Annotated in this window: 21 protein-coding genes; 4 read left to right on the top strand and 17 right to left on the bottom strand. The window is 64.8% G+C overall.

The window, feature by feature from the left end; genetic code table 11:
• Positions 1-3 precede the first annotated feature (3 nt).
• The 9 genes from BLU39_RS17560 to gspG are packed head-to-tail and all read right to left on the bottom strand — an operon-like array spanning position 4 to position 8,344.
• A complete protein-coding gene (locus BLU39_RS17560) occupies positions 4-498 on the bottom strand; it encodes a type II secretion system protein (protein WP_092715214.1) in 495 nt (164 codons plus the stop codon).
• Positions 495-2,525 (bottom strand): secretin N-terminal domain-containing protein, encoded by a 2,031-nt coding sequence (locus BLU39_RS17555; protein ID WP_092715212.1) that lies wholly within the window; start codon positions 2,523-2,525, stop codon positions 495-497. The genes BLU39_RS17560 and BLU39_RS17555 overlap by 4 nt, the downstream gene beginning before the upstream one ends.
• A complete protein-coding gene (locus tag BLU39_RS17550) occupies positions 2,525-3,046 on the bottom strand; it encodes a hypothetical protein (protein WP_092715210.1) in 522 nt (173 codons plus the stop codon). Before BLU39_RS17550 ends, BLU39_RS17555 begins: the two co-directional genes overlap by 1 nt.
• Positions 3,043-3,615, bottom strand: a complete 573-nt coding sequence (locus tag BLU39_RS17545) for a hypothetical protein (RefSeq protein ID WP_092715208.1) — start codon at positions 3,613-3,615, stop codon at positions 3,043-3,045. Before BLU39_RS17545 ends, BLU39_RS17550 begins: the two co-directional genes overlap by 4 nt.
• Entirely contained in the window at positions 3,612-4,160 is a 549-nt protein-coding gene (locus BLU39_RS17540) for a hypothetical protein (RefSeq protein ID WP_092715206.1), read from the bottom strand. Before BLU39_RS17540 ends, BLU39_RS17545 begins: the two co-directional genes overlap by 4 nt.
• Positions 4,157-4,975: a hypothetical protein gene (locus BLU39_RS17535; protein ID WP_139178325.1), complete on the bottom strand. Its 819-nt coding sequence runs from the start codon at positions 4,973-4,975 to the stop codon at positions 4,157-4,159. The genes BLU39_RS17540 and BLU39_RS17535 overlap by 4 nt, the downstream gene beginning before the upstream one ends.
• Positions 4,968-6,662, bottom strand: coding sequence for a GspE/PulE family protein (locus BLU39_RS17530; protein ID WP_092715202.1), 1,695 nt, complete (start codon positions 6,660-6,662; stop codon positions 4,968-4,970). Before BLU39_RS17530 ends, BLU39_RS17535 begins: the two co-directional genes overlap by 8 nt.
• Entirely contained in the window at positions 6,659-7,864 is a 1,206-nt protein-coding gene (locus BLU39_RS17525) for a type II secretion system F family protein (protein ID WP_092715200.1), read from the bottom strand. The genes BLU39_RS17530 and BLU39_RS17525 overlap by 4 nt, the downstream gene beginning before the upstream one ends.
• Positions 7,865-7,900: 36 nt before the next feature.
• Entirely contained in the window at positions 7,901-8,344 is a 444-nt protein-coding gene (gene gspG, locus BLU39_RS17520; protein WP_034751618.1) for a type II secretion system major pseudopilin GspG, read from the bottom strand.
• 475 nt (positions 8,345-8,819) lie between these two features.
• Between gspG and BLU39_RS17515 the strand changes: the two genes are divergently transcribed.
• From BLU39_RS17515 to BLU39_RS17505, 3 genes are all read left to right on the top strand, one after another.
• Positions 8,820-9,578, top strand: a complete 759-nt coding sequence (locus tag BLU39_RS17515) for an NF038120 family PEP-CTERM protein (RefSeq protein ID WP_092715198.1) — start codon at positions 8,820-8,822, stop codon at positions 9,576-9,578.
• Positions 9,579-9,620: 42 nt separating this feature from the next.
• A complete protein-coding gene (locus BLU39_RS17510) occupies positions 9,621-12,773 on the top strand; it encodes a S8 family serine peptidase (protein WP_092715196.1) in 3,153 nt (1,050 codons plus the stop codon).
• A gap of 75 nt (positions 12,774-12,848) precedes the next feature.
• Positions 12,849-13,262, top strand: a complete 414-nt coding sequence (locus tag BLU39_RS17505; protein WP_092715194.1) for a protease inhibitor I9 family protein — start codon at positions 12,849-12,851, stop codon at positions 13,260-13,262.
• On the opposite strand, the gene BLU39_RS17500 is transcribed toward BLU39_RS17505, so the two are convergent.
• The 4 genes from BLU39_RS17500 to BLU39_RS17485 form a co-directional block, all read right to left on the bottom strand.
• Entirely contained in the window at positions 13,259-13,930 is a 672-nt protein-coding gene (locus BLU39_RS17500) for a LuxR C-terminal-related transcriptional regulator (protein WP_092715192.1), read from the bottom strand. The genes BLU39_RS17505 and BLU39_RS17500 overlap by 4 nt on opposite strands.
• Positions 13,927-14,649, bottom strand: a complete 723-nt coding sequence (locus tag BLU39_RS17495; RefSeq protein ID WP_092715190.1) for a winged helix-turn-helix domain-containing protein — start codon at positions 14,647-14,649, stop codon at positions 13,927-13,929. The genes BLU39_RS17500 and BLU39_RS17495 overlap by 4 nt, the downstream gene beginning before the upstream one ends.
• A gap of 188 nt (positions 14,650-14,837) precedes the next feature.
• Complete coding sequence (locus tag BLU39_RS17490) at positions 14,838-15,476, bottom strand: NF038129 family PEP-CTERM protein (RefSeq protein WP_092715188.1); 639 nt, start codon at positions 15,474-15,476, stop codon at positions 14,838-14,840.
• 10 nt (positions 15,477-15,486) lie between these two features.
• A complete protein-coding gene (locus tag BLU39_RS17485; protein WP_092715186.1) occupies positions 15,487-18,480 on the bottom strand; it encodes an ExeM/NucH family extracellular endonuclease in 2,994 nt (997 codons plus the stop codon).
• 455 nt (positions 18,481-18,935) lie between these two features.
• Here BLU39_RS17485 and BLU39_RS28995 point away from each other — a divergent pair, with 455 nt between their 5' ends.
• A complete protein-coding gene (locus BLU39_RS28995; RefSeq protein WP_092715184.1) occupies positions 18,936-19,652 on the top strand; it encodes a PEP-CTERM sorting domain-containing protein in 717 nt (238 codons plus the stop codon).
• Positions 19,653-19,711: 59 nt separating this feature from the next.
• Here BLU39_RS28995 and BLU39_RS17475 read toward each other — a convergent pair whose 3' ends face one another.
• From BLU39_RS17475 to BLU39_RS17460, 4 genes are all read right to left on the bottom strand, one after another.
• Positions 19,712-20,734 (bottom strand): TIGR03790 family protein, encoded by a 1,023-nt coding sequence (locus BLU39_RS17475; RefSeq protein ID WP_368087028.1) that lies wholly within the window; start codon positions 20,732-20,734, stop codon positions 19,712-19,714.
• 139 nt (positions 20,735-20,873) lie between these two features.
• On the bottom strand, positions 20,874-21,452 hold the full coding sequence (locus tag BLU39_RS17470; RefSeq protein WP_092715179.1) for an FxDxF family PEP-CTERM protein: 579 nt from the start codon (positions 21,450-21,452) through the stop codon (positions 20,874-20,876).
• A gap of 91 nt (positions 21,453-21,543) precedes the next feature.
• On the bottom strand, positions 21,544-22,101 hold the full coding sequence (locus BLU39_RS17465) for an FxDxF family PEP-CTERM protein (RefSeq protein WP_092715176.1): 558 nt from the start codon (positions 22,099-22,101) through the stop codon (positions 21,544-21,546).
• A 183-nt stretch (positions 22,102-22,284) separates the two neighbouring features.
• Complete coding sequence (locus BLU39_RS17460; protein WP_092715174.1) at positions 22,285-23,739, bottom strand: mannose-1-phosphate guanylyltransferase/mannose-6-phosphate isomerase; 1,455 nt, start codon at positions 23,737-23,739, stop codon at positions 22,285-22,287.
• Positions 23,740-23,749: the final 10 nt, after the last annotated feature.

The raw sequence follows: 23,749 nt of genomic DNA, 5'->3' as shown, positions 1-23,749 counted from the left end.
GGTTCACCATAGACGGTAAGGCACGTTGTTCAAGCCGGTCTTGCTGGAAGTCGAGTACACGTCGTACACGTCGTCGCCTTCGCGCGGCTCGGTCGCTTCGCTGGTATAGCTGCGCTTGCCCCACGTCTGCGCATCGCTCAATACCGCGTCCGCATTGAACGGGTCGCGCGGCACGCGGCGCAGAAAAAACAGCTTGCTGCGCTTCGGGTTGCGCTGGTCCGGCACGCCCTCGACCAGCAGTTCCAGGCTTTTCGGATAGCCGCTGGCGTCGGGCGCGCGCGCAATGCGGCCTTCGTCGCCGGCCCGTTTATAGGCGTCGAGCCCCTGGCGGATCTCGCGCAGCGCGCGCCGCAATTCCTGCTCCTGGCGCCGCTGCACCGTCACCTGCGTGACGGGGATCACCAGGGTGGCCAGCACGCCCAGGATGGCCAGGGTCACCAGCAGCTCGATCAGGGTGAAGCCGCCCTGCGCCCCCTGCGCATGATGCGCCAGTCTCATTTGACGGGCGGCGGCGCCACCGGCACCGGCTGGCTCGACGACAGCGGCAACGGCGCCGCCTGCAGCGGCACGGGCTGGCCCGCCGATATCGGCAAGGGCGAGGCGGCCGGTTCGGGCGACGGCGCCACTGCCGGCGCGGGCACGCTTTGCGGCAAGGCCGACGGAATTTGGACGGGTTCCATCAGCGGCTGCGCCGGCGCCGGCTGCATGCCGACGGCGGACGGACCGGAACGCACGATCACCGTGCCAGGCATCTGCGTGGGCGCCTTGGCCGCCATGTCGGGACGGCGGCGGAAGCTGCCTTCCGTGCCGGCCGAGAATTCCGATTCCTTCGCTTCCGGGCGCTGCACCGTGCGCACCAGGTGCGGCGTGATCGACAGCACGATCTCCGTCTTCTGGCTGTCATCCTTGCTGCTGCCGAACAGCCGTCCCAGCACGGGGATGTCGCCCAGGCCAGGCACCTTGTTGCCCGAACTGCGCTCCTCATTGTTGATCAAGCCCGCCAGCACCTGGTTTTCACCATCCTTCAGCTGCAGCATGGTCGAGGCCTGGCGCGTGCCGATCTGGTACAGGGTCGAGCCGCTCCGGGTGGTGGTGGCCGCGCCCAGGTTGCTCACTTCGAGCGAGATGCGGATGCCCACTTCATTGTTCAAATAGATGGTCGGCTCGGCGTTCACCGTCAAGCCCACGTCCAGGTAGCTGATCGACTCGGAAGCGAAGCCGCCCGTGCCCGGTGAAATGGTGGTGGTCACCACGGGCACCCTGTCGCCGATGACGAATTTCGCCTTTTCCCGGTTGCGCACGCGGATGCGCGGGTTGGCCAGGATGTTCGCGTCGCCGTCCGTCTTGTTGGCGTTCGCCGTCACGGCCAGGTTGCTCACGCCGATGGTACGCTGGTTCAGGTTATTCAGGTCGTTGACGGTCAGCCCGATCCCGCCCGAGGTGGAAAGCGGCGTCAGGGTCAGGCTCGATGGCCAGGCCACGCCCAGCTCCATCAGGCGGCTGCGCTTGACTTCGAGGATTTCCAGTTCCAGCACCACTTCCGCCTCGGGCACGTCCTGCAGCGCGATCAGGCGCTCGGCCAGGCGGATCGCCTCGGGCGTGTCGCGCACGATGACGAGGTTGAGCTTTTCATCGGCCACCACGTCGCGCGTCTTGAGGATGGTCTTGAGCGTATTGGCCACCTGCTTGGCGTCCGCGTTCGCCAGGAAGAAGGTTTTCACCAGCACTTCCTGGTATTCCTTCAGCTTGGCCGCCACGTTCGGGTAAATCAGGATCGTGTTCGCATCCATCACCTGCTGCTCCAGCTGGTTCGTCACCAGCAGGAAGTACACGGCCGATTCCACCGTGCTGTTTTTCAGGAAGATCGAGGTCTTCGCGTCCGCCTTGACGTCCTTGTCGAAGACGAAATTGAGGCCGGAACGGCGCGCGATCAGCTCGAACACCTGTTTTAACGGCGCGTCGCGAAACTCGATCGTGATCGGCTGCTTGTACGACTTGGCCAGGCCCGATTCGACGAGGGGCGGCGCCGTCTTGTCATCGACTTCGCGCAGCAGCGCGCGCGCACCGGCGTGACCTGGCTGCTCCGTCAGGATGGCGTTCAGGCGCTGGCGCGCCGGGTCGTATTGTTTGGCATCGAACGCCGTGCGCGCATCGGCCAGCAATTTCACCTGGCGCTGCTCGCGTTCGAGCGCGCGCAAGCCGCTGTTGGCGCGCTCGTTCTGCGCATCGATTTCCAGCACGCTCAGAAAGCCCGCGCGCGCCAGCTCGCCCTGCCCCGCCTGCGCCTGGCGCTCGGCCTGCTGCAGACGGCTGCCGGTGGCCCGTTCGCGCGCCTGCAGATAGGCGCTGCGGTATTGCGCGTTGCCGGGGTCTTGCCGCAGCGCCTCCTGCAGCTTTTGCAGGCCGGCCGGCACCTGGTCTTGCGCAATCAGCTCGCGCCCGTCGCGGTAGGCTTGCTGTCCTGCGCAGCCGGACAGCAGCACCAGCAGCGCCAGCAACGGCGCCGGTGAATAGGAACGAGACATCAATCGAGTACTCCAATGTTGAGCTGCTGAACCTGGTTCAACGGCAGATAAGTGAGCGTCATGACGGGCGGCGCGATCGCCACGACCTTGTAGGCGCCGTCGATGACGGTATTGGCGCGCACGATATACGTCTTGTCGGCGCGCGACAAAAACACTTCCCAGGCGCCGTCGGCGGCCGCCTTGCCCAGGTAGACGAAGGGCAGCGGCGGCGCCATCGGCGGCGGTGGCGGCGGCGCGGCCGTCACCGCCATTTTTGGCGGCGGCGGATTCCAGTTCTGGCTCTGGAAGACCGCGCCGGCGCCGCCAAAGGTATCGCCATCCTCGCCCGCCACTTCGCTGCGCGGCAGCAGGGCCAGGATGGCCGGCTGCGCGGCCGGCGCCCTGGCGGAGGCACGGCGCGCGGGCGCGACGGCCCGCTCCACGGCTTCGGCCACGTCGGCCACGGGCTGGCGCTCGCCGAACAGCAGCAAGGCGCCCGCGCCCAGCACGCCGGCCAGCATCAGATAATGGCGCGGGGTCATGGCACCTCTCCCGCAGCGCCCGGCGCATCGCTCAGATAAAAGGTCAGGCGCAAGCGCGCTTCGAGATCCGTATCGGCGATCTGCTCGCGGCGAAAACTCAGTTCGTCGAGCGAGGCGAAGGGGACGGCGCGCAGCGCTTGCAGCGCGAACTGCGACACGGCCGCATAACTGCCCTTCAGCGGCAAGGTCACCTGGTATGTAGCGACCCGGCTGGCCTTGTCGTAGCCGCTCTTGTATTCACCCTGCGCCAGCAGCAAGCCGTTTTTCGCGGCCAGGTCGAACAGCTGCTTGACCTGCTGCTCCGCGTGGCGCTGCTGTCCCAGGGCGGCATAAAAGCGCGCCAGGTTTTCGCTGGCCGTCGCCGGCGCCGCCGCGGCCACCACGGCCAGCGCTGGCTGCGGCAAGGGCCGCGCTTCCAGCTGCGTCGCCACGGCACACTGCTGCCAGGCCCACACCCAGGCGGCCACGCCCAGCGCGAGCAGGGCCACGGCCACGCAGGCTGGCGCGCCCAGGCGGCGCAACAGCAGCTGCGCGCGCAGGCGCAAGGTATTGAGGTCGATGGCCATCATGGCGTGCCCCAGCGCGCTTCGAGCTGGAAGCGCAAGGGTTTGTTCGGATCGAGCGCGTTGATTTCATGGCGCAGCAGCTGCACGCGCGTGCCGAACAGCTCCTGCCGCTTCAATTGCGCGATGTAGGCCACCATGGCGTCGCTGCCGGTGGTTTCGGCCGTGATTTTCAATATCCGCTTGCGCGCGTCCGGTTCCAGCGCCAGCAGCGCGACGGTGGGCGGCGTGGCGCTGGCCAGCGCATCCTGCAGGTCGCGCCACGGCAGGTTCAATTGCAGGATGGCCGCGTTCACGGCCGCCGCCTGTGCGGGTGCGATCGGCGTGGACACCACCGGCGCCGGCCCCTGCGTGGCAGCCAGCACGCGCTGCTGGGCGCGCTGCAACTGTCCCTCGCGCAGCTGCTGGCGCTGCAGCGCGGCGCTGCCGCCGTACGCCGCCGTGACGGCCAGCGCCACGCCCAGCGCGCCGACGCACCACGCCCACGCGGGCACGCGGTGCAGGCTGCGGCGCCAGTTTGGCGGCGCGAAATCGATATCGAGGCGCGTCATGCCACGCCTCCGCTATGCGCCAGCCGGGCGGCCGGCGACAAGGCACCTTCCCCGTCCGGCGTAGAAAAAAGCTGGCAGTGGAGTTCTTTCGCCGGCGTCAGCCATGCGGGTGGCGGCGCGCCGCACAGCTGCAGCAGCGCCGGTGCGCATACGCCTTGCAGCAGCGCCTCGCGCGCCAAGGTCTGCGCCAGCCAGTCCCTGCCAGTGCCAGGCGGCACAGGCAGCGCGCGCACGGCGCGCAGGCGGCCCTCGTGGCGCACGCCCAGGGTCAGGGTATTTTCCTGCAACTGGCCAAACCAGGCGCCCGGCTTCAACGCGCCATGCCAGCGGTTCCAGTGGCGCGCGAATTGCGGCGTAATGAAAATCAGGGCCAGCTTGCGAGCGTCGGCCACGCGCGTCAGCTGCGCCAGCAGCGCACGGGGCACGGCGCAAAAGAAGGGCGCGCGCGCATCCCAGGCGCGGCTCATGTGCCACAGGCCCGGCGCATCGCCATACAGCGACTGGAAGCGCAGCGCGGCGGCCGCCTCGATGTCGGCCAGGCGGGCCGCGCCTTGCGGCATGTCCACTTGCCACAGGCGCGCCAATCCATCGTCGAGCACCACGGACAAGGGCCAGCCCGCGTATTCGCCAGCCGGCAGTATCTGTTCCAGCGCCTGGCCCAGGGCGGCAAAGCCGCCGTACGCCGCGTCGTCCGGTGCATACGCGGCTTCGCCGAGCGAGGTCCAGGCGGGCGTGCGCCAGCGGCTGCTGCGCCACAGGCTCACCTTGCCCGCCGCCACGCCCAGGCGCAATCCTTGTCCGAGACCTCTACGCATGCAGGGTGACCCTCTTGATTTCCGTGATGGTGGTGGCGCCCCGCTTGACCAGTTCCAGCGCCGCCAGGCGCAGGCTGCGCGTGCCGTTCGCATACGCGGCCGCCTTGATCTGGCGGATCGGTTTTTTATCGACGATCAGTTCGCGAATTTCATCGGTCAGCACGAGAATCTCGGCGATCGAGCGGCGCCCCTTGTAACCGGTGCCGCGGCAATCGCCGCAACCCTTGCCCTGCTTGAATTGATACTCGCCCACGTCGGCGCGCGCCAGGCCCACGCTGGCCAGCTCACTGTCGTCCGGCGTGTACTCCGTGGCGCAATGGGGGCAGTTGGTGCGGATCAGCCGCTGCGCCCAGATGCCGTTCAGGGCCGAGACGAAGGCATACGGGTCGATGCCCATGTGCGTAAAACGGCCGAACACGTCGAACACATTATTCGCATGCACGGTGGTGAGCACCAGGTGGCCCGTGAGGGCCGACTGCACGGCGATTTCCGCCGTCTCGCGGTCGCGGATCTCGCCCACCATGATCTTGTCGGGGTCGTGGCGCAGGATGGAACGCAAGCCCTTGGCAAAGGTCAGTCCCTTCTTTTCATTGACAGGGATTTGCAAAATGCCGGGCAGCTGATATTCGACGGGGTCTTCGATGGTGATGATCTTTTCGCGCCCGTTATGGATTTCCGTCAGTGCCGCATACAGGGTCGTCGTCTTGCCCGAACCCGTGGGGCCGGTGACGAGCAGCATGCCGTAGGCTTCCTGCGCCAGCGCGCGCAAGGCGACCAGCGATGGCGAGTCAAAGCCCAAGGCTTCAAGGGTCAGCGCGCCATACGCCTCTATCATGGCGCGCTTGTCGAGGATGCGGATGACGGCATCCTCGCCATGGATGCTGGGCATGATGGAGACGCGCAAGTCGATTTCGCGCCCGCCCGATTCGACGCGGAAGCTGCCGTCCTGCGGCACGCGGCGCTCGGCGATATCGAGTTCGGCCAGCACTTTCAGGCGCGAGATGATGTGCTCGGCCACTTCGATGCCGTTGACGGACGTGGCGTGATCGAGCACGCCGTCGACCCTGTACTTGACGGCCAGGCCGCCAGCCGTGCTTTCCAGGTGGATGTCCGAGGCGCCCGCCTTCAGCGCGTCATACAGGGTCGAGTTGACCAGCTTGACGGCGGGGCTGGCCGCTTCCGAGACGCTGGCGAACGACAGCACGGCGGCCGTCTTGCCGTCGCGCCGCGCGTCGGTGGCGGCGCCCGGCAGCAGGCTGTCGACGGCGCGCGCCGATTCTTCCTGCTTCGACAAATAGGCGCCGATGTCGGCCTGCAGCGCCAGGCGCACGTCCAAGACGCCCTGCCCGGCGCGCGCGCCGAGCCAGGTTTGCAGGTCGAGGTCGAACGGGTCGGCGATCACGCCCACCAGCTGGCCGCCGGCGGCGCGCAGCAGCACGCTGTGGCGCGCCAGCGCCTGCGACAGGGGCAGCACGTCGAAGGCGGGAGACAAGGCCAGCATGTCGGCCGTTTCCAGCACGTCCAGGCCGAACGGGCGCGCCAGTTCGCGCACTACGGCGCGCGCCTCGATGCCGCTCAGCTCCTGCAATTCCTCGACCAGGCTGCGCTTCGATTGCCGGCTCAGGATACGCGCGCGCTGCAGCAGCGCGGGATCGATGGCGACAGGAACGGAGGAAATCTGGTTCATGAAATATCGCCGGCAAGGTCAAAGATGGGCATGTACAGCAGGATCACGATGGCGCCCACGACCAGGCCGATGGCGGCCATCAGCAAGGGTTCGAAGGTGCGCGTAAAACGGTCGATCCAGCGGCTGATTTCGCCGTCGTAAAAAGCGGCCGACTGCGTCAGCATGGGCCCCATGTCGCCCGTGCGCTCGCCCACGCGCAGCATGCGCAGGGAAATGGGCGTCGTCAATTGGTGCTGCTCGAACGCCGACGACAGGGGCTGACCCGCCTCGATGGCGCCGCGCGCCCGCTGCAAGGACGCCTGCATGCCCGGCGAGACCATGGCCTGCACGGTGGCGATCGCCTGCACGATGGTGATGCCGCCCTCGGCCAGCATGCCCAGGGTCAGGTACAGGCGCGACAATTCATAGATGCGCACGCGCTCGCCGATGCCGGGCAGTTTCGCCAGCAGGCGCGCCACGCCGCCATTGCGCAGCACGCGCCGCACGGCAGTCAACACGATGCTGCCGACCAGCGCCATCCCCAGCAACAGCAACACGCCATGCTGCGTGACGAACTGGCCCCAGCTGAGCATCACTTGCGACATCCACGGCAGGTTGCGCCCGGCGCCCTGGTATACCTCGGCGAAACGGGGCACCACATAGCTGATCAGGAAGGCGCTGACGCCGCCGCCCACGGCCAGCAGGATGGCGGGATAGATGGCGGCGCTGACGATCTTGGACCGCACCGCATCGATGCGCTGCTGGTAATCGATGTAACGCGACAGCGCGCGCGGCAAGTCGCTCGTGCCCTCGGCCGCCTTGACGATGCCGATGTACAAGGGAGGAAACAGTTCAGATTGCTCGCCCAGCACGGCGGAAAAGCGCTTGCCTTCGCGTAAGCCTTCCAGCAGGCGCGTGAGCACGCTGCGCGTGGCCGGCGAGGCTTCCTTTTCCAGCAAGGCTTCCAGCGCTTCGACGATGCCCAGGCCCGCCTGCAGCAGCGCCAGCAATTCCTGGCTGAACAGCAGCAGGGGCAGCGCCCGCGCCCGCTGGCGCCCGGCCGCGCTGAACGGCGTGGCCCGCACGGGGCGGATGGCGCTGACGAACAGGCCGCGCGCCTCGGCCTGGCGGCGCGCGTCGGCCTCGTCGCGCCCGTCGATCACGCACGTCTGCAAGGTAGCTACGGCCTGGTCCGTGGAAAGCGCGCGTACTTCGAACTGCATGATGGCTTGTCCGTAGGAAAAAGAATGGCGCTGGCGCTATTGCGAGCTGATGTCGGCGTTCTCGCCGCTGCCGCCCGGCTGGCCATCCTTGCCCATCGAGACGATGTCATATTCGCCCTTGCTGCCGGGTGCGCGGTATTGATAGGCATGACCCCACGGGTCGAGCGGCACGGCTTTTTTCAGGTAAGGGCCATTCCAGCGCGTGCCGGCGGCGGGCGGTGCCACCAGCAGCGCGGCCAGGCCTTCTTCCGTGGTCGGATAGCGGCCCACGTCGAGGCGGTAGGTGTCGAGCGATTTTTCAAACGCCTCGATCTGCGCCTTGGCCACCGTCACTTCCGACTTGCCCAACTGGGCGAAATACTTGGGGCCGACATACGCCGCCAGCAAGCCGATGATCACGATCACGACCAGCAATTCGAGCAAGGTAAAGCCGCGCGCATGGCGCGTTGCCGCAAGGTTCTGCCTGTGTGCTGCATGCATCCGCTAACTCCTTATTGCCTACCTTCAATACATTGCGTCGCCATGCGCGGCGGATGGCCACGCACGGGCGACACGCGCTTGCCTGATGCGTATCAGCCTACCATGCCGGTTATGGTTAATACAATCTTTTCTTTGTACTGTGAACAACAAATTCTCGCGGAAACCATCCAGTGTGCGCGAAACCGCCACGGCGCCGCGCGCGCTTGACAGCCTGGTTAATTACTCAACTATTTTCAATCCAGAAACTATCTACTCCTGGTTACCAACTCATAGTAAATGATGAATTTTATTCATTCATTATTTGTAACTTTCAAATTAAATTTGCAAGAATATCAAACAATGAAATTGCCTCTTTTGCTATAGTAAAAATCAATTTTCTACGCATTGGTCCGCATTAATCCTATCCGGCCGCGCAGGAGAGAGCATCCCAGACGCAAAACATATTGCATCCTACATAATCACCAAGGGAAAATTCATGACTCGTATTGTGCATTCGAAGGCAACTGCCGCAGCAAGTCCTTTCTCGGCCAAGCAGTGGACCGGCGCCGCCATCCTGGCCCTGTCCGCCGCCTGGGCCCCCGCCGCCATCGCGGACGTGATCAACTTTGACAACGTCGACAGCCAGTTCGTCGGCCATGGCGACTCCCTGGAATTTGGCAAATTCCTGCTGACGGGTGCTTCGAATGCCGCCGGTGCCAATTATGGCGACCTGGTCGGCGCCGTGTTCGATGGCACGGACCGCGCCGCCTGCGGCATGGCGTGCCCGACCAACAATACGAGCAATTACTATGCATCGCTGAACGACGGCATCGTCTACCTCGATCCCCTGAAGACGGGCGGCAGCGTCAGCCTGCAGGGCTTCGACGCCAGCTTCATCGGCTACGCCCAGGGCGTCACCTACCCAGCCGTGGCCGGCCTGCTGCGCGTGCAAGGCTTCTACGCCAACGGTTCTTCCATTTATGAAACCTATCAGCTGGGCGGCCCCGTCGGCGGCAACTTCCTGTTCCAGCACTACAACACCAGCGCCAGCTTCGGCAGCCAGCAATTCGCCTCGCTGGCCTTCTTCGGCTTCACTTGCAACACGGCCGGCAGTTGCAATGCGTTCAGCACCAACAAGGGCCAGTTTGCGCTCGACAATATCGTCGCCTCGGTACCGGAGCCATCGACCTACGCGATGATGCTGCTGGGCCTGGCAGGCATCGGTTTCGCGGCGCGCCGCCGCCAGCAAGCCTGATCGCTCCCTTTCGATTCCGCTACCGTCACCAGGAAACCCTACATGACATTCCGTCCCGCCTTGCGTCCCATTTCGCTCGCCGTGCTGAGCCTGTTTGCCAGCCTCAGCTTCCAGGCCCACGCCGACGACCTGCGCCGCCCCTACATCGTGCAGCTGACCGACAAACCGATCGCCTCCTACACCGGCTCGGTGGAAGGCCTCGATGCCACCCAGCCTGCCGCCGGCAGCCGCCTCGACCTGGCCAGCACGCAAGTGCAGCTGTACGGCGATTACCTTGAGCAGAAACAGGCGCGGGTACAGGCGCTCGTCGCCGCCGCGCCCGTGCAATACCAATACAAGATCGTCCTCAACGGTTTTTCCGCCCTGCTGACCGACGCCGAAGTGCGCCAGCTGCAGGCGAGCGGCGAAGTGGCCAGCATCGCGCCCGACGAGCCGCGCGCCCTGCAAACGAACTACACGCCCACCTTCCTGGGCCTGGACCAGCCGGGCGGCCTGTGGAGCCAGCTGGGCGGCAAGCAGCATGCGGGCGAGAACATCATCATCGGCATCGTCGATGGCGGCGTGTGGCCGGAAAACCTGTCGTATGCGGACAAGGTCGACGCCAACGGCGCCCCCACCTTCGACCCGAACGCCACCCTGGCCTACGGCGCCGCGCCGGCCGCCTGGAAAGGCAGCTGCCAGGCAGGCGAAGGCTTTACGTCCGACCACTGCAACAACAAGCTGCTGGGCGCGCAATACTTCAACGCCGTGCGCCTGACCGAGACGGACAAGATCCAGCACTGGAGCGAATTCACCTCGCCGCGCGACTCCATCGGCGACCCGAACGGCGAAGGCGGCCACGGCACGCACACCTCGTCCACCGCGGGCGGCAACGCGGGCGTGCCCGTGAGCGTCAACGGCACGCCGCTGGGCGCCATTTCCGGCGTGGCGCCGCGCGCCCGCCTGTCCGTCTACAAGGTGTGCTGGTCGTACAACCTGGCCACCCAGCCGACCGGTGCGAAGAACGGCTGCTACGGCGGCGACAGCGTGGCGGCGATCGAAAAAGCCGTGCAGGATGGCGTGCACGTGATCAACTACTCGATCAGCGGCGGCGGCACCGTCAATGACCCGGTCGAGCAAGCCTTCCTGCATGCGTCGAATGCGGGCGTCTTCGTTGCCGCGTCCGCCGGCAATGCGGGACCGGCGAACACGGTAGCCCACGTCAGCCCGTGGATCACGACGGTGGCCGCCTCGACGCATAACCGCGCCAACCAGGCCAAGGTGACTTTGAGCAATGGCGCCAGCTACACGGGCGCTTCGCTCAACTACAACCCGCTGCCTGCCACCGCCCTGATCCGCGCGCAAGACGCGGGCCTGCCCGGCGCCGATGCGCAAAAACTGGCCCTGTGCTATCGCGCCGGCGACAACGGCGGCGTGGCCCTGCTGGACCCGGCCAAGGTCGCCGGCAAGGTCGTCAGCTGCCTGCGCGGCACCACGGCGCGTACCGACAAGGGCGTCGCCGTGCTCGAAGCGGGCGGCGCCGGCATGGTGCTGGTCGACACGGGCGTGGGCCTGGTGTCCGACCCGCACGTGCTGCCGGCCGTGCACGTGAGCGCCGCCGATGGCGCGCTGATCAACGCCCAGGCGCAAACGGGCGCGGCCACGGCCGCCATCTCGCGCTTCGTCACCAACGGCAACGGCCCCGCCGCCCCCGTGGTGGCCGACTTCTCGTCGCGCGGCCCGAACCTGTACGACGCCAACCTGCTCAAGCCGGACGTCACCGCGCCGGGCGTGGACATCCTGGCCGGCGGCACGCCTGCCCTGTCGCGCGCCCAGCGCGACGCCGTGCAGGATGGCAGCCTGGTACCGGCGCAAGCCTACATCTTCCTGCAAGGCACCTCGATGGCCAGCCCGCACGTGGCCGGCCTGGCCGCCCTGCTGCGCCAGCAGCATCCGGACTGGAGCCCGGCCGCCATCAAGTCGGCCCTGATGACGACCGGCAGCGCCACCTTGCCCGACATCCAGGCCGGCGACGCGCGCGGCATCCTGCCATGGGGCCAGGGCGCGGGCCACGTGACGCCAAACAAGGCGACCGATCCGGGCCTCGTGTATGACGCCAGCCTGGCCGACTACAAGAAATACATGTGCGGCGTCGGCATGACGGCCGAATGCGCGGGCGGCACCCTGGCCGGCTACAATCTGAACATGCCGTCCATCACCATCGGCAACGTGCTGGGCACGCAAACGGTGACGCGCCGCGTCACCAACGTGGGCAGCAGCAGCGCCACCTACACGGCCAGCGCCTCGCTCAGCGGCTACAGCGTGACGGTAACGCCTGCCACCCTGGCACTGGCGCCCGGCGAAACCAAGTCCTTCACCGTGACCCTGGCGCGCACGACGGCGCCGGACAATGCCTGGCAGTATGGCGCCCTCGTGTGGAGCGACGGCGTGCACACGGTGCGCAGCCCCGTCACGGCCCGCTCAGGCCGCGCGGTGCAGTCGCCCGCATTGCTGCAAGCCGACAAGGTCAGCGGCCTGCGTTCGCTGACCCTGTCCACCGGCTTTGCCGGCAAGGTCGGCGCGGCGACGGGCGGCCTGAAGGAAGTGGCGCGCAGCGAGCAAACCGTCAACCAGGCCGCGCCGGGCAGCGTGGAAACGCTGGCGCAGATGGCCGACGCGTGCAAGGCGGGCGGCAGCGGCGTGCGCGCAGTCAATGTCAGCATTCCCGCCAGCACCGTCGTGGCGCGCTTCGAAATCTTCGACCGCGACACCACGGAAGGCGCCGGCAATGACCTCGACATGCTGCTGCTCAACAGCGCCGGCGCAACGGTCGCCACCTCGGCCACGGCCGGCTCGAACGAGGCCATCACCGTCACCACCCCGGCGGCAGGCAACTACAAGGTGTGCGTGATCGGCTACGAACTGGCAAATGGCGTCTCGACCGGCTTCGGCCTGTCGTCGGCCGTCGTCACGACAGCCGACAAGGGCGGCAACCTGAAAGCCACCCTGCCAACCAAGGTATATGTGGGCGGCAGCGCCACGGCCGGCGTCAGCTGGTCGGGGCTGGAAACGGGCAAACGCTACCTGGGCGGCGTGGTCTTCCTTGATGGCAACAACGCGGCGGCATCCACCACCGTGCTGTCGGTGGAGACCAACAACCCCTTGCCGCTGGCCGTCCCCAGCCAGCGCAACGTGAGGGCGGACGCCAAGCTGTAACGGTATCGCTCATGCAGTAACACGGCGCGCCCTGCGGGGCGCGTTTTTTATGCGCGACGCGCGTACAATCGACGCATGTCCACATTTCGCCTCTGCATTGCCATCCTGGCCGGCATGACCGGCATCCATGCCCTGCCTGTGGCGACGCAGGCCGCCGAGGCGCGGCAGTCCTATGTGGTGCAATTGCGCACCCCGCCGCTGGCCTCGCAAGCGGACGGCGTGCATGGGCTCGATACGAACAGCGACGCGGCGCGGCGCTATACGGCCCGGCTGGAAGCGCAGCAGCACGCCGTGCTGGCGCTGGTACCAGATGCCCCCGTGCAATACCGCTACACGGCGGCCTTCAATGGCTTTGCCGCCATGCTGACACCGGTCGAAGTGGCCCGCCTGCAGGCGAGCCCGGACGTGGCGCGGGTATCGCCCGGCAGCATCGAACACATGCAAGATGGTAATGAAAAGAGTCAGGCCCGGCCGCGGGACCAGCGCTAATGGCTGAGCAGGCGCAGCGCGATGCCGCGCGACACGGCTTGCGTGCGGTTGCTGACACCGAGTAATTTGTAGATACGCTGCAAATGGCTTTTCACGGTGGCGCCGCTGATGCCGAGAATTTGCCCCACCTCGTCATTGCTTTTCCCCTCGCGGACCCAATGCAGCACTTCCAGTTCGCGCGCGCTGGCCGCGCGCGTGGCAGCCGGGCCCGTCACGCGCGCACGCTGGCTGCCTGGCAACGCCAGCCAGTGCACGTGCAGATAGGGCAGCAGCAATTCCAGCACATACGCTTGCCGCGCCGCGTCCGCAGGCGTCACGGCGAAGAGGGCAAAAAAGCTGCCGCCGGCGTCGCCCACGCTGCCATGCACCAGCACGCCGTCGATGACGCCCGCCCTCCGGCCGCCCGCGCGCCAGGCCAGCGCAAGGTGCGCCAGCTGCCCCTGGCGCTGGCGCAGCAGCGCGTGGTCGGGCGCGGCGCTGTGCCAGGCTTCGCTGCACAGCACGGCCCCGTCGGCGTCCAGCTGCGCGCACATCAATATGTCGTGCGGCAACAACGTTTGCAGCGGCCCCTGGCTCCACAGAAAGAAATCGCCGGGCGCGGCGATGCCATGCGCGCCGAGGATGGCGTGCAACAGATATTCCTGCTCCCGCCCCGTCAGCAGCATCATGCGTACACGGCCGCATCGGCGGTATCAAACGCCAGATAGCGGTAGCCGCTGCCCCGCACGGTTTCGATGCGGTGGCCGCAACCGCCCGGCTGCAAGGCGTGGCGCAAGCGTCCCACGTGGGCATCGACCGTGCGCTCGTCGAGATAGGCGGCATGGCCCCACACCTGGTCCAGCAGTTGCGCGCGGCTATGCACCCTTCCCGGATGGTCCATGAGGAAATGCAGCAGCTTGAATTCAACGCGGCCAAGGTGGATGGGCACCTTGCCCGCCGTCACGCGCAAGGTGTGCGGATCGAGCCGCAAGGCGGCAGCCCCGGCCGTGCCTGTACCAGCGCGCAAGGCAGATGGCGCACGACGGCGCAGCAGCGCGTGCACGCGGGCCAGCATTTCACGGGGACCGAAAGGCTTGCACAGATAATCGTCGGCGCCGCTTTCCAGCGCCAGCACCTTGTCCTGTTCGCTGTCGCGCGTGCTGATCATGATGATGGGCAAGTCGCATAGCACGCCATCCTGGCGCACCTGGCGCAGCAGCGCGATGCCGGACGCATCGGGCAACTCCCATTCCAGCAGCAGCACGTCGGGCGGGTCGGTCGCCAGCAGCGCCAGCGCGCCGCGCGCGTCAACGGCGCAGCTGACCCGGTAGCCGGCGCCCTCAAGGTTGTGCGCCAGCAGCGCCTGCATGGAGGGCGCAGGGTCCAGCACCAGGATATGGCCAGGCATCGATGCATCTCCCGAAAAAGTTGGCGGCAGTCATGAAAATACTAGACTGCCCGACAAGTTTTTGACTATGCATCAAGCGTAAAACGGTGACTAATACAATTTAGTTTCCTGATTTATAGCTATTACGAATAAATAGATAAAAAAACACAGCGGCCCGCAGGCGCGCTGTGTCCAGGCTGGAAAAAAAACTATGCGCGTGTGACTGGCTGGCGGCGGCGCAGGGCAAAACCGATCAGCGCCAGGCCGCCCGTCAGCATCATCCATTCCGACGCTTCCGGCACGGCCGAGATCGATGCGATGCCCGCATACGTGCTGCCGGCGATGCTGGCCGGCAAACCACCGTTGAGCGGGGTCAGTTCGAACTGCACCAGGTTGCCGTTCGTATTGCCCAGGTAAGCCATGCCGGTGTAGTCGAGCAAGCCCACGCCAAACGTCGTGCCCGCGTTGCCGGCCGTGTTCAGGAAGTCGCCGCCAAAGACGATGTTGAAACCGAACTTGCCGCCCAGGGTCACGTTGTGGAACCAGTCGTTGTAAGCGCCGCTATTACCAAAGGTCAAGGTGCCGGGCAAGCTGCCGCTGACGTTGCCTTCCACCGATTCCAGTGCGCCAAAGGCGCCCGAGAAATTGCTGAGCACGGCGCTGGCGCCCGGCGCGGGGCTGTTACCGGCGATAAAGGCGAAGTCGAGGAAGCCGGCGCCGGAAAAGGCGCTCGTGTCGATCTCCACGTGGTAGCCGAGCGGGTCCGCCAGCGCCAGGCTGGAGCTGCCGGCCAGCACGGCGGCCAACACGGCGCGACGCAGGGTGAGGTTGAGTGTCGTTGTCAACATGATGGTGTCCTTAGAAGTTGCCAGCGAAGATGCTGGCCGAGTAATTGATCGTCACTTTCGACGGATTGGTGAAACTGACGGCAAACGAGGCCGTCGCGCCTGGCGCCAGGCTGGCCGCGTTGACGGTGACGTAGGCGGCGCCCGCATGGCTGCCCGTGGCATTGGCCAGGCTGACGCCGGCAGGCAAGCCGCCGAACACCACTTGGAACGGGCCGTTCAAGGCGCTCGTGCCCGTATTGGTGAACGAGAACGTGCCCGTGTATTTTTGCGTCGCGCGGTTGTAGGCCAGGCCCGAGCTCGCTTGCGCCACGCCGGCCGTGATGTCGCGGTAGGCGGGCTGCAAGTCCAGGCTGATGACGACGGGATCGTGGTCCGAGGCGCGGTAAGGCAAGGCGTTGTACAGGTCTTGCGGCTTGGCCGAGTCGATGTTGTAGTCGATCACTTCCGGCTCGTCCGCATTCACATGCCATTCGGCCACGCCGGCCACTTGCGGGCTCAGCGAAGCGCTGGCCAGTGCATGGTCGAGGTAGCCGCTCTGGCCGCCAAACACGTACGAATACGGCATGCCGGACGGCCGCACGAAACGCTCGAGTTCATTGACGAAGCCGGCGCCCGTGATGACCTGGATCGGGTCTTCCGCGCCATACGAATTCAAGTCGCCGATGACCAGCACGTCCGCGTCGCCGGCGGCGGCCGCCACCTGCGGCACGAAGCTGCCCACCAGGCGCTGGGCCTGCTGCACGCGGGTGGCGTTCCAGCAGCTCTGGCTATCGTTCTGGTCCGCGTCCAGTCCGCTCGAGGGGCAGCTGCCCTTCGACTTCAGGTGATTGACGATCAGCGAGAATTTCTCGCCATTGCCGGCACGGAAGGTTTGCGCCATCGGCGGACGGTTGTTGATGGCGTTGGCGTCCGACAAGGCGCCGCCCACGAGGCCCAGCTTGGCAGGCTTGTAGATCATGGCCACGCGGATGGCGTCCGTGCCCGTGGCGGCCGGCTTCGGCACCACGGCGTACGTGACGCCGCCGATGGCCGCGTTCAGCTGTTCGACCAGGTACGTGACGGCTGTTTCGCCATTGTTCTGGATTTCCATCAAGCCCACCACGTCCGCATCGATGGTCTTGAGTTCGGCGACGATCTTGTCGCGCTGGCGCACGAACTCGGCCAGGTTGTCGGCGCCGCGGCAATTGCTCTTCGTGGTCGAAGTGCCCACGGTGCAGCCCTGCCCCGTCTGGCCAAATACGTTATTTCCATTGGTAAAGGTCGTAAAGAAATTCAGCACGTTGGCGCTGGCCACCTTGACGTTGCCGGACGGCAGTTCCGGGCTGCCCGTGCGCGGGTTGTCGCGCGAGAATTGCGGCGTTTGCGTCGGCTGCAATTTGTACGCGGCGCCGCCACCGCCGATGGCGCCAAAGTCCACCACGCCCGTCAGATCGGCCACCGTGTCGCCGCTGCGCACGGTGTTGTCCTGGCCGATGTACGGTATCGTCGCTGGCACCACGAAAATGCCGTCATCGAGCACGATCAGGTTGTTCGCATTGGCGGCGGTCAAGGCTTGCGCCTCGGCGGAACCGGCCGGGTAGCGGTTGGTCGGGACTTCGCGACGCCCCGCCGACAGACTCAGTTCGCCGCGCGCGCCCAGATAGGCGTTTTGCGACACGGTCAACGGTTGCGTGAAGCGCACGAGCATGCCTTCCACTGCCGCCAGGTTCTCGTTCGGCAAGGTCACGTTCGCCGGCACGATGCTGTGGCCCGCGCTTTGCGTGAGGATGGCCGTCACGTCCTTGAATTCCGTATAGGAATTTTTCGCGCCCGATGGCGTGTATTCGACCACCGTGCCCGTCACGCGCACCAGTTCGCCCGGCTGCACGGTGGTGGCCGTCGCGCCCGTGTACACGAAGATGCCGTCCGACGTCGACGGGTCGCCATCGCCGGCCGCGTCCTGGATAAAGAAGCCCGTGCCCACTTTCAGGGTCACCACGCCTTCCGTCGTCTGCACGGAATTGGCGTAGGGGCTGCTGGCACCGCTGCCCTGGATTTGCGGGATCGTGTGGCTGACGGCGGCCAGTCCTTGCACGGCGACATCGATCTTGCAGCTGGCGCTTTGCAGCTGGTCGTTGCTGAAATTGACGATGACGGGATAATTGCCCACCGGCACGCCGGCGGCCACCAGCAGGTTCACGCTGGCGCTTTCGCCCGCCACGCCGGCCGCGCTGAAATTAGCCAGGCTGATGCCGGCCACGGCCGGCGAGCTCAAGATAGCAGCATTCACGACGCCATCGACGTCGGACGCGCGCAGCACGGCGTTGCCGCCATTGCCCACAGCCAAGGCCAGGCTGGCCGGGCAAGTGGTGACGATCTGGTGCACGACGGGACCGCCGCACACATTCAAGGGCGACGCCGTATTGCGTGGCGCCACGCTGCCGGCCGCGAAGTCCGCGCTATTGTCGTCCGTGTCGCCGCAGCCGCCATTCGCGCGCGTAATCGACAGGGTATTCGATGGCGCGGGCGCCACGGCGCCTTCAAAACCGTTGGCCGTGCCGAAACCGACCAGGTCGACGATGGCGGCGCCCGTGGGGCTGGCGCCCGTCTGGGCCGTCTTGCTATTGCTCAACAACACCTTGCCTGCCGTGCCGGACATGGCCAGGCTGCCCGTGGCATCTGGCGCAGGCAAGTCCTGCGTGCCGCCCGCGCCCTTGGCTTGCTGGACCAGCAGATACTGGCCTGGTTGCAAATCGATAGCCGGCAAGGCCGTCACGGACCAGCTCGTGCCAGCGGCGGACGCGTATTGCACGCTCCAGTTGCCCAGGTTCACGGGACTGGCGCCGCGGTTGAAGACTTCGATGAAATCGTTGCGGTACAGCGCCCCCGTATTGCCGCCACCGCCATACACCTGGCTGATGACGATATCGGAAGCAGCCAGGGCTGGGACGGACAGGCTGGCCAGCACGGCGGCCATGACGGTCAGGCGCAGCGGCGTGCGCAAGGGGGAAAACGAAGTGTGCATGAGGATCCCGGTCGGTAAATAAATGACGCCGGCCCCACATGATCGGCCGGCGCGCCACAATTAACAAAAGTATTTCAGACTTGTTATTTGCATATTAAAGGCCGGGGATGACGACTTGATGACATTTGATTAAGCCGAACGGAGTAAAAGCCATGTGCGCTTATTTTTTCAGCAAGTATCAAAACCGCAACAGGCGGGGCCTGGGCGCAAGCTGGAACTGCATGTTTAGCCGAAACATGATATATTTCTATTAAATAAGTTTTATTCCTTGCAAGTTTAAAAAGCTTGCCTATCAGCAAATATGCAATGAGTACGATGGGGAAGGCCCAGTCCACGCCTGACTCCTCGGAATGCGATCCATCCGAGTCGATGAACGGCCTTGAATCTGTTGCAGGACCAAACGGATCAAGCGGCATGCAGGCATGGCCAGCATGAACACCTAGCGAGAACACACCATGAAAAAATTCAGCACCACCGTCCAGCTCTCCCTGATCACCGCCGCCTTGGCATTGAGTGCGGGCTACGCGCGCGCGCAAACGGCGACACCGGCCGCCGCCAATGACAAGCGCTGCGAAGCAAACAGCGCCAATGGCAATGGCAATCCCAATGACGCAGACATGAACAGCACCTACAGCGCTTGCCGCTTGGCCAACGGTGCCGTGGGCATGGGTTGGCGCACCAACGACGGCAAAGGGGCCACGCCCGAATTTGGCAATGAAGAATCGTCACAAGTATTGCGCAAGCCGCATTTCGACAGCCGCGGCCATGATTTGAGCCAGTTCGATACGAACGGCCGTGCCAGCCGCAACGGCCTGGGAAAAGGCATCACGCAAGATGGCTTTGACTACAGTGCGGGAACGCGCGATTTTGTTACTCAAGAAAAACAGGAACCCATTGCTGGCGACGGGTATCGCGGTTTCGCACGTGCGATGCCGGAACAATACGCTGCGCTGCTGACATCGTCCGATAGCGCCCCCTCGGCACCTGCAGGTGGCGGAGGTGGAGTCGGCTCCGGCGGCGCCGGCGGTGGCATCGAGGGCCGCGGCATTACTCCCGCCACCATATTGCCGCCGGTACTCGCCGTTCCAGAACCGGAAACCTATGCCATGTTGTTGGCCGGATTGGGGCTGGTGGCCTTCATGGGACGCCGGAAGCGTGCGGCTACAACCTGATAAAAAAGGCTCGCAAGAGCCTTTTTTTATTTCACTGACAGCAACATGATCTGGCACCGTTAACGTCGGAACGCCCCATAGGGCGCCGCCAGTGGGTCGCCGATGAACAGACCTTGTGCCGGCCACGCCACACTTCCCCAGTATGCTTCCAGTGCCGTCATCCCGCTCAGGTAGCGCCGCAGCAAGACGGTCGAATTCGGAAATTTCTGCCAATAGTTACACGGCTCGCTGACGGTCCCGTAGCTGGCCGTCGCGCCCGCCTCCAGCCAGCGCTGGCTGCTCATTTGCGCCGTCCCCTGCAGATCGCCACCAAACGAAGTCAGGTGATCCGCCAGGGCGCCCGGCAGGAAGCGCAAGGTGTCGAGCTTGGCGACCTTGGCCATGCCGGTCTGGTACACCATGATGTCTTGCGCGCCATCGAGTACATCGGCCTTCAGGTTCTTGACCGTCAGCTTGCGCTGGCGCACGATCCCGGCAGGCGGGAAAAAGGCGGCACGGCTGTTGCGCGCATTTTCGCTGGTGGTCAGATAATACGCGCTGGCGGCGGGCACGGAAAAACCGCTGACCGTCCCGCGATCCACCACGGCCTTGGCCTCTTCCACAAAATCGATGGGCAGCAGCATGGACAGGCGCATGCCCATCTGCGTGAATGGTTGCGGCACATTGCTGTTGAAATACGTGCTGGGCTTGCCGGCGTCACACGTTTTCGCGCACTGCGCCGCATCGTAGCCCAGGGTATAGGCGGACGTGATGGAATTGCATTCGACCGCGTACGGCGCGCTCCACACCATCAGCACGGCCTGGATATGAGGCTTCAACTGAGCGTCGATATGCTCCTTCAACTGCGCGAACTGAGCCACGCTGAGCTTGCGCGGGCGATTCGGGATATTCACGTGCACCACGTTTGCAGGAGGAATACCATGCGCCTGGCGGTAATACTCCCCCACCGCGATGCTGTTCGGCTCGGCGTCATTGATCACGACCGCCAATTGCGGCGCAGTCAATCCTGGCGGCATGGACGGCGCATCGGCACGTGCGATGCCGGCGGCCAGCGCCAGCGAAAGGAAAAGAGATTTCTGCAAGGTCAATATCGCCGTTGAGGAAGATCGAAGCAGCCATGCCGCAGCCACCCACTGTGCGTGACGATTATAGCGCCACGTCGGCCGGCGACAAGAAAAACGGAGGCCGCAGCCTCCGTTTCATGTACAGAATTTTTTACCTTCAGGCTTGCAGCTTGCGGCGGCGCGCCGCGAAGCCTACCAGGCCCAGACCAGCCAACAGCATGCCGTAGGTTTCCGGCTCCGGCACCGGCGTGACGGCCAGGATGCCGCTATAGCTGCCGCCCGTTGGCGAGGCAACATAACCGTCAATTTGCAGGAAGTAATTGCCCGCAGCCAACGGCGAGGAGCCGGACTGCAGCGACCACGCCTGGTCTTGCGCCGTGAAATTGATCAGATCAAGCGCGCCATGAAACAGAATGCCGCTGGCATTGCCCAGGCTGAAGCCGGTCAGGGTCAGGCCGGAATTGGCGCTCGGCTTGAGCGACGTGGCCAATGCGCTCAGGTCGTTAAAGCCCGTGACGCTGAACGTGAATTTGTCACTGAAAAAGTTATTGCCCGCGCCGGCCAGCTGGCCTGGCGCCAGCGAAAACGAGCCCAGCAGCTCACTGCTGGAATAATCGAGCAAGTCTTGCGTCAGATCCACGGTGGCGTGGCTGATGTCAACGGGAGCCGCATGGGCTGCCAGGCTGCTGCCGGCAAACATGGCGGCGACAAACAGGGATGTCAGGAATTTTTTCATACTTTTTACCAAGAGGACTGCAACTGGCTCAAGCCAGTTGCGGGATGGAAACGCAAACGAGGACGCCAATCAGCCAGAAGCCAGGCGATACTCAAGCCTCATTCTGGCGACGGCGTGCCATGAAGCCCAGCAGACTCAAGCCCGCCAGCAACATCGCATACGTACCTGGTTCAGGCACGGCCGATACCAGACTGCCGTTTGCACCGAAGGCCGCGCCCGTGTTCGAGACCACGTTGCCGCTGACTTTCAGGTAATAGGAACCGGCAGCCAGGTTGGCATACGACAGGGTCCACTTGTCATCAATGCCGCTCAACAGTTGATCGCCGCCCAGCAACAAGGTATTGCCAACGCTGCTGTACAAGCCAAAACCCGTCAGGTTCAGGCCATTCGTCGCGCTGCTGCTGCGCGAATTCAGCACCACGCTCAGGTCGCTGGCCTGTGTCACATTGAACGTGAACAGGTCATTGAAAAAATTGCTCTTTTGATTGTTTTTGAACTTGTCGCCGAAGGTCAGCGAACCGCCCGCCGCCAGGTTGACAACCCCAGGCGTAGAGCTGATATCGACGGGCGCGGCAACGGCTGCCTGCGAAAATAAGGCTGAGCCGGCAAAGGCCAACGCGGCCAGCGCCGAATACGTATTTTTCTTCATGCGATTCCACTCAACGTGAATGCGGACGCGCCAGTGCGTCCACATGAGTTATCTGATCAAACCAGGCAGAATCATAGCATAAAGCAATTTTTTATGTTGACTATTACTTAAGTAGAAGTTACTTTATAGCATCATTCCTAGAGACAATAGTTTCCATTGTACGGATATCGTAAAGACCGCACATCAGGCACGCTGGTAGACATCTTCCAGGCGCACAATGTCGTCTTCGCCCAGGTAACTGCCCGACTGCACTTCGATCAAGTGCAAGGGCAGCTTGCCCGGATTTTCCAGCCGGTGCGTCATGCCAATGGGGATGTAGGTCGATTCGTTTTCCGTCAGCAAGGTCACTTTCTCGCCGCACGTCACTTGCGCCGTGCCGCTGACGACCACCCAGTGTTCGGCGCGGTGATGGTGCATCTGCAAGGACAGCTTGCCACCCGGATTGACCGTGATGCGCTTGACCTGGAAGCGCTCGCCGATATCGATGCCTTCATAGCTGCCCCAAGGGCGGTACACCTTGCGGTGCTGCACGTGTTCGCTGCGCCCCGCCTGCTTCAAGTGATCGACCACCTGTTTCACGCGCTGTACCTGGTCCTTGTGCGCCACCAGGATGGCATCGTCCGTTTCCACCACGACCAGGTCTTGCACGCCCAGCACGGCCACCATGCGGCGCTCGGCGCGTATCAGGCAATTGCTCACGCCATCGAGATACACGTCGCCGCGCACCACGTTGCCGTTGGCATCACCGTGCTGCACTTCCCACAGGGCCGACCAGGAACCGACATCGCTCCAGCCGATGGCGGCCGGCAGCACCACCGCATGCGCCGTATGCTCCATGACCGCATAGTCGATCGAATCGGACGGGCAGGCAGCGAAGGCCGTCTCTTCCAGGCGGCAGAAATCGAGGTCGCGGTAGCCGTCGCGCACGGCCGCTTCGCAGGCGGCCAGCATGGCTGGCTGGAATTGCTCCAGTTCGGTCAAATAGCGTTCGGCGCGGAACATGAACATGCCGCTGTTCCAGAAATAATTGCCGGCAGCCAGGAACGACTGCGCCGTGGCCAGGTCCGGCTTTTCCACGAAACGCTCGACCTTGCAACCCACGGCGCCAGGGGTCACGGGCGCGCCGCTGCGGATGTAGCCATAGCCAGTTTCGGGCGCCGTCGGCACGATGCCGAAGGTGGCCAGCGCGCCATCGGCCGCCAGCAGTGCCGCGTCGGCGATGGACTGGTGAAAAGCAGCAACATCGCTAATGACATGGTCGGCCGGCAAGACCAGCATCAGCGCCTGCGGGTCGATGGCCAGCAGGTATTGCGCGGCCACGGCCACGGCCGGCGCCGTGTTGCGTCCAACCGGCTCAAGTAAAATACCCAGCGGCGGCAAGCCGATCTCGCGCAGTTGCTCGGCCACCATGAAGCGGTGCTCGTTGCCGCACACCACCAGCGGCGGCATGACGTCGAAACCGGCCAGTCCGCTATCGCCGGCACGACGGTTGGGCAGACTGATCACGCGCAGCGCCGTTTCCTGCAGCATGGTCTTGTCCGTTACCAGCGGTAATAGTTGCTTGGGTAGCACGGCGCGCGACAGCGGCCACAAACGAGTGCCCGAACCGCCGGACAGAATGACTGGGTAAATTTTCATGGTTTCACTT

Origin of the sequence: Janthinobacterium sp. OK676, assembly GCF_900103595.1 — a bacterium.
GTDB lineage: Bacteria > Pseudomonadota > Gammaproteobacteria > Burkholderiales > Burkholderiaceae_D > Janthinobacterium.
The sequence above is the reverse complement of the archived record's forward strand: the minus strand, read 5'-3'. Positions and strand labels throughout refer to the sequence as shown.

Bases quoted from the DNA above. Each gene is read 5' to 3' on its own strand.
- BLU39_RS17560 (WP_092715214.1), bottom strand. From the start codon at position 498: ATGAGACTGGCGCATCATGCGCAGGGGGCGCAGGGCGGCTTCACCCTG.
- BLU39_RS17555 (WP_092715212.1), bottom strand. From the start codon at position 2,525: ATGTCTCGTTCCTATTCACCGGCGCCGTTGCTGGCGCTGCTGGTGCTG.
- BLU39_RS17550 (WP_092715210.1), bottom strand. From the start codon at position 3,046: ATGACCCCGCGCCATTATCTGATGCTGGCCGGCGTGCTGGGCGCGGGC.
- BLU39_RS17545 (WP_092715208.1), bottom strand. From the start codon at position 3,615: ATGATGGCCATCGACCTCAATACCTTGCGCCTGCGCGCGCAGCTGCTG.
- BLU39_RS17540 (WP_092715206.1), bottom strand. From the start codon at position 4,160: ATGACGCGCCTCGATATCGATTTCGCGCCGCCAAACTGGCGCCGCAGC.
- BLU39_RS17535 (WP_139178325.1), bottom strand. From the start codon at position 4,975: ATGCGTAGAGGTCTCGGACAAGGATTGCGCCTGGGCGTGGCGGCGGGC.
- BLU39_RS17530 (WP_092715202.1), bottom strand. From the start codon at position 6,662: ATGAACCAGATTTCCTCCGTTCCTGTCGCCATCGATCCCGCGCTGCTG.
- BLU39_RS17525 (WP_092715200.1), bottom strand. From the start codon at position 7,864: ATGCAGTTCGAAGTACGCGCGCTTTCCACGGACCAGGCCGTAGCTACC.
- gspG (WP_034751618.1), bottom strand. From the start codon at position 8,344: ATGCATGCAGCACACAGGCAGAACCTTGCGGCAACGCGCCATGCGCGC.
- BLU39_RS17515 (WP_092715198.1), top strand. From the start codon at position 8,820: ATGACTCGTATTGTGCATTCGAAGGCAACTGCCGCAGCAAGTCCTTTC.
- BLU39_RS17510 (WP_092715196.1), top strand. From the start codon at position 9,621: ATGACATTCCGTCCCGCCTTGCGTCCCATTTCGCTCGCCGTGCTGAGC.
- BLU39_RS17505 (WP_092715194.1), top strand. From the start codon at position 12,849: ATGTCCACATTTCGCCTCTGCATTGCCATCCTGGCCGGCATGACCGGC.
- BLU39_RS17500 (WP_092715192.1), bottom strand. From the start codon at position 13,930: ATGATGCTGCTGACGGGGCGGGAGCAGGAATATCTGTTGCACGCCATC.
- BLU39_RS17495 (WP_092715190.1), bottom strand. From the start codon at position 14,649: ATGCCTGGCCATATCCTGGTGCTGGACCCTGCGCCCTCCATGCAGGCG.
- BLU39_RS17490 (WP_092715188.1), bottom strand. From the start codon at position 15,476: ATGTTGACAACGACACTCAACCTCACCCTGCGTCGCGCCGTGTTGGCC.
- BLU39_RS17485 (WP_092715186.1), bottom strand. From the start codon at position 18,480: ATGCACACTTCGTTTTCCCCCTTGCGCACGCCGCTGCGCCTGACCGTC.
- BLU39_RS28995 (WP_092715184.1), top strand. From the start codon at position 18,936: ATGAAAAAATTCAGCACCACCGTCCAGCTCTCCCTGATCACCGCCGCC.
- BLU39_RS17470 (WP_092715179.1), bottom strand. From the start codon at position 21,452: ATGAAAAAATTCCTGACATCCCTGTTTGTCGCCGCCATGTTTGCCGGC.
- BLU39_RS17465 (WP_092715176.1), bottom strand. From the start codon at position 22,101: ATGAAGAAAAATACGTATTCGGCGCTGGCCGCGTTGGCCTTTGCCGGC.
- BLU39_RS17460 (WP_092715174.1), bottom strand. From the start codon at position 23,739: ATGAAAATTTACCCAGTCATTCTGTCCGGCGGTTCGGGCACTCGTTTG.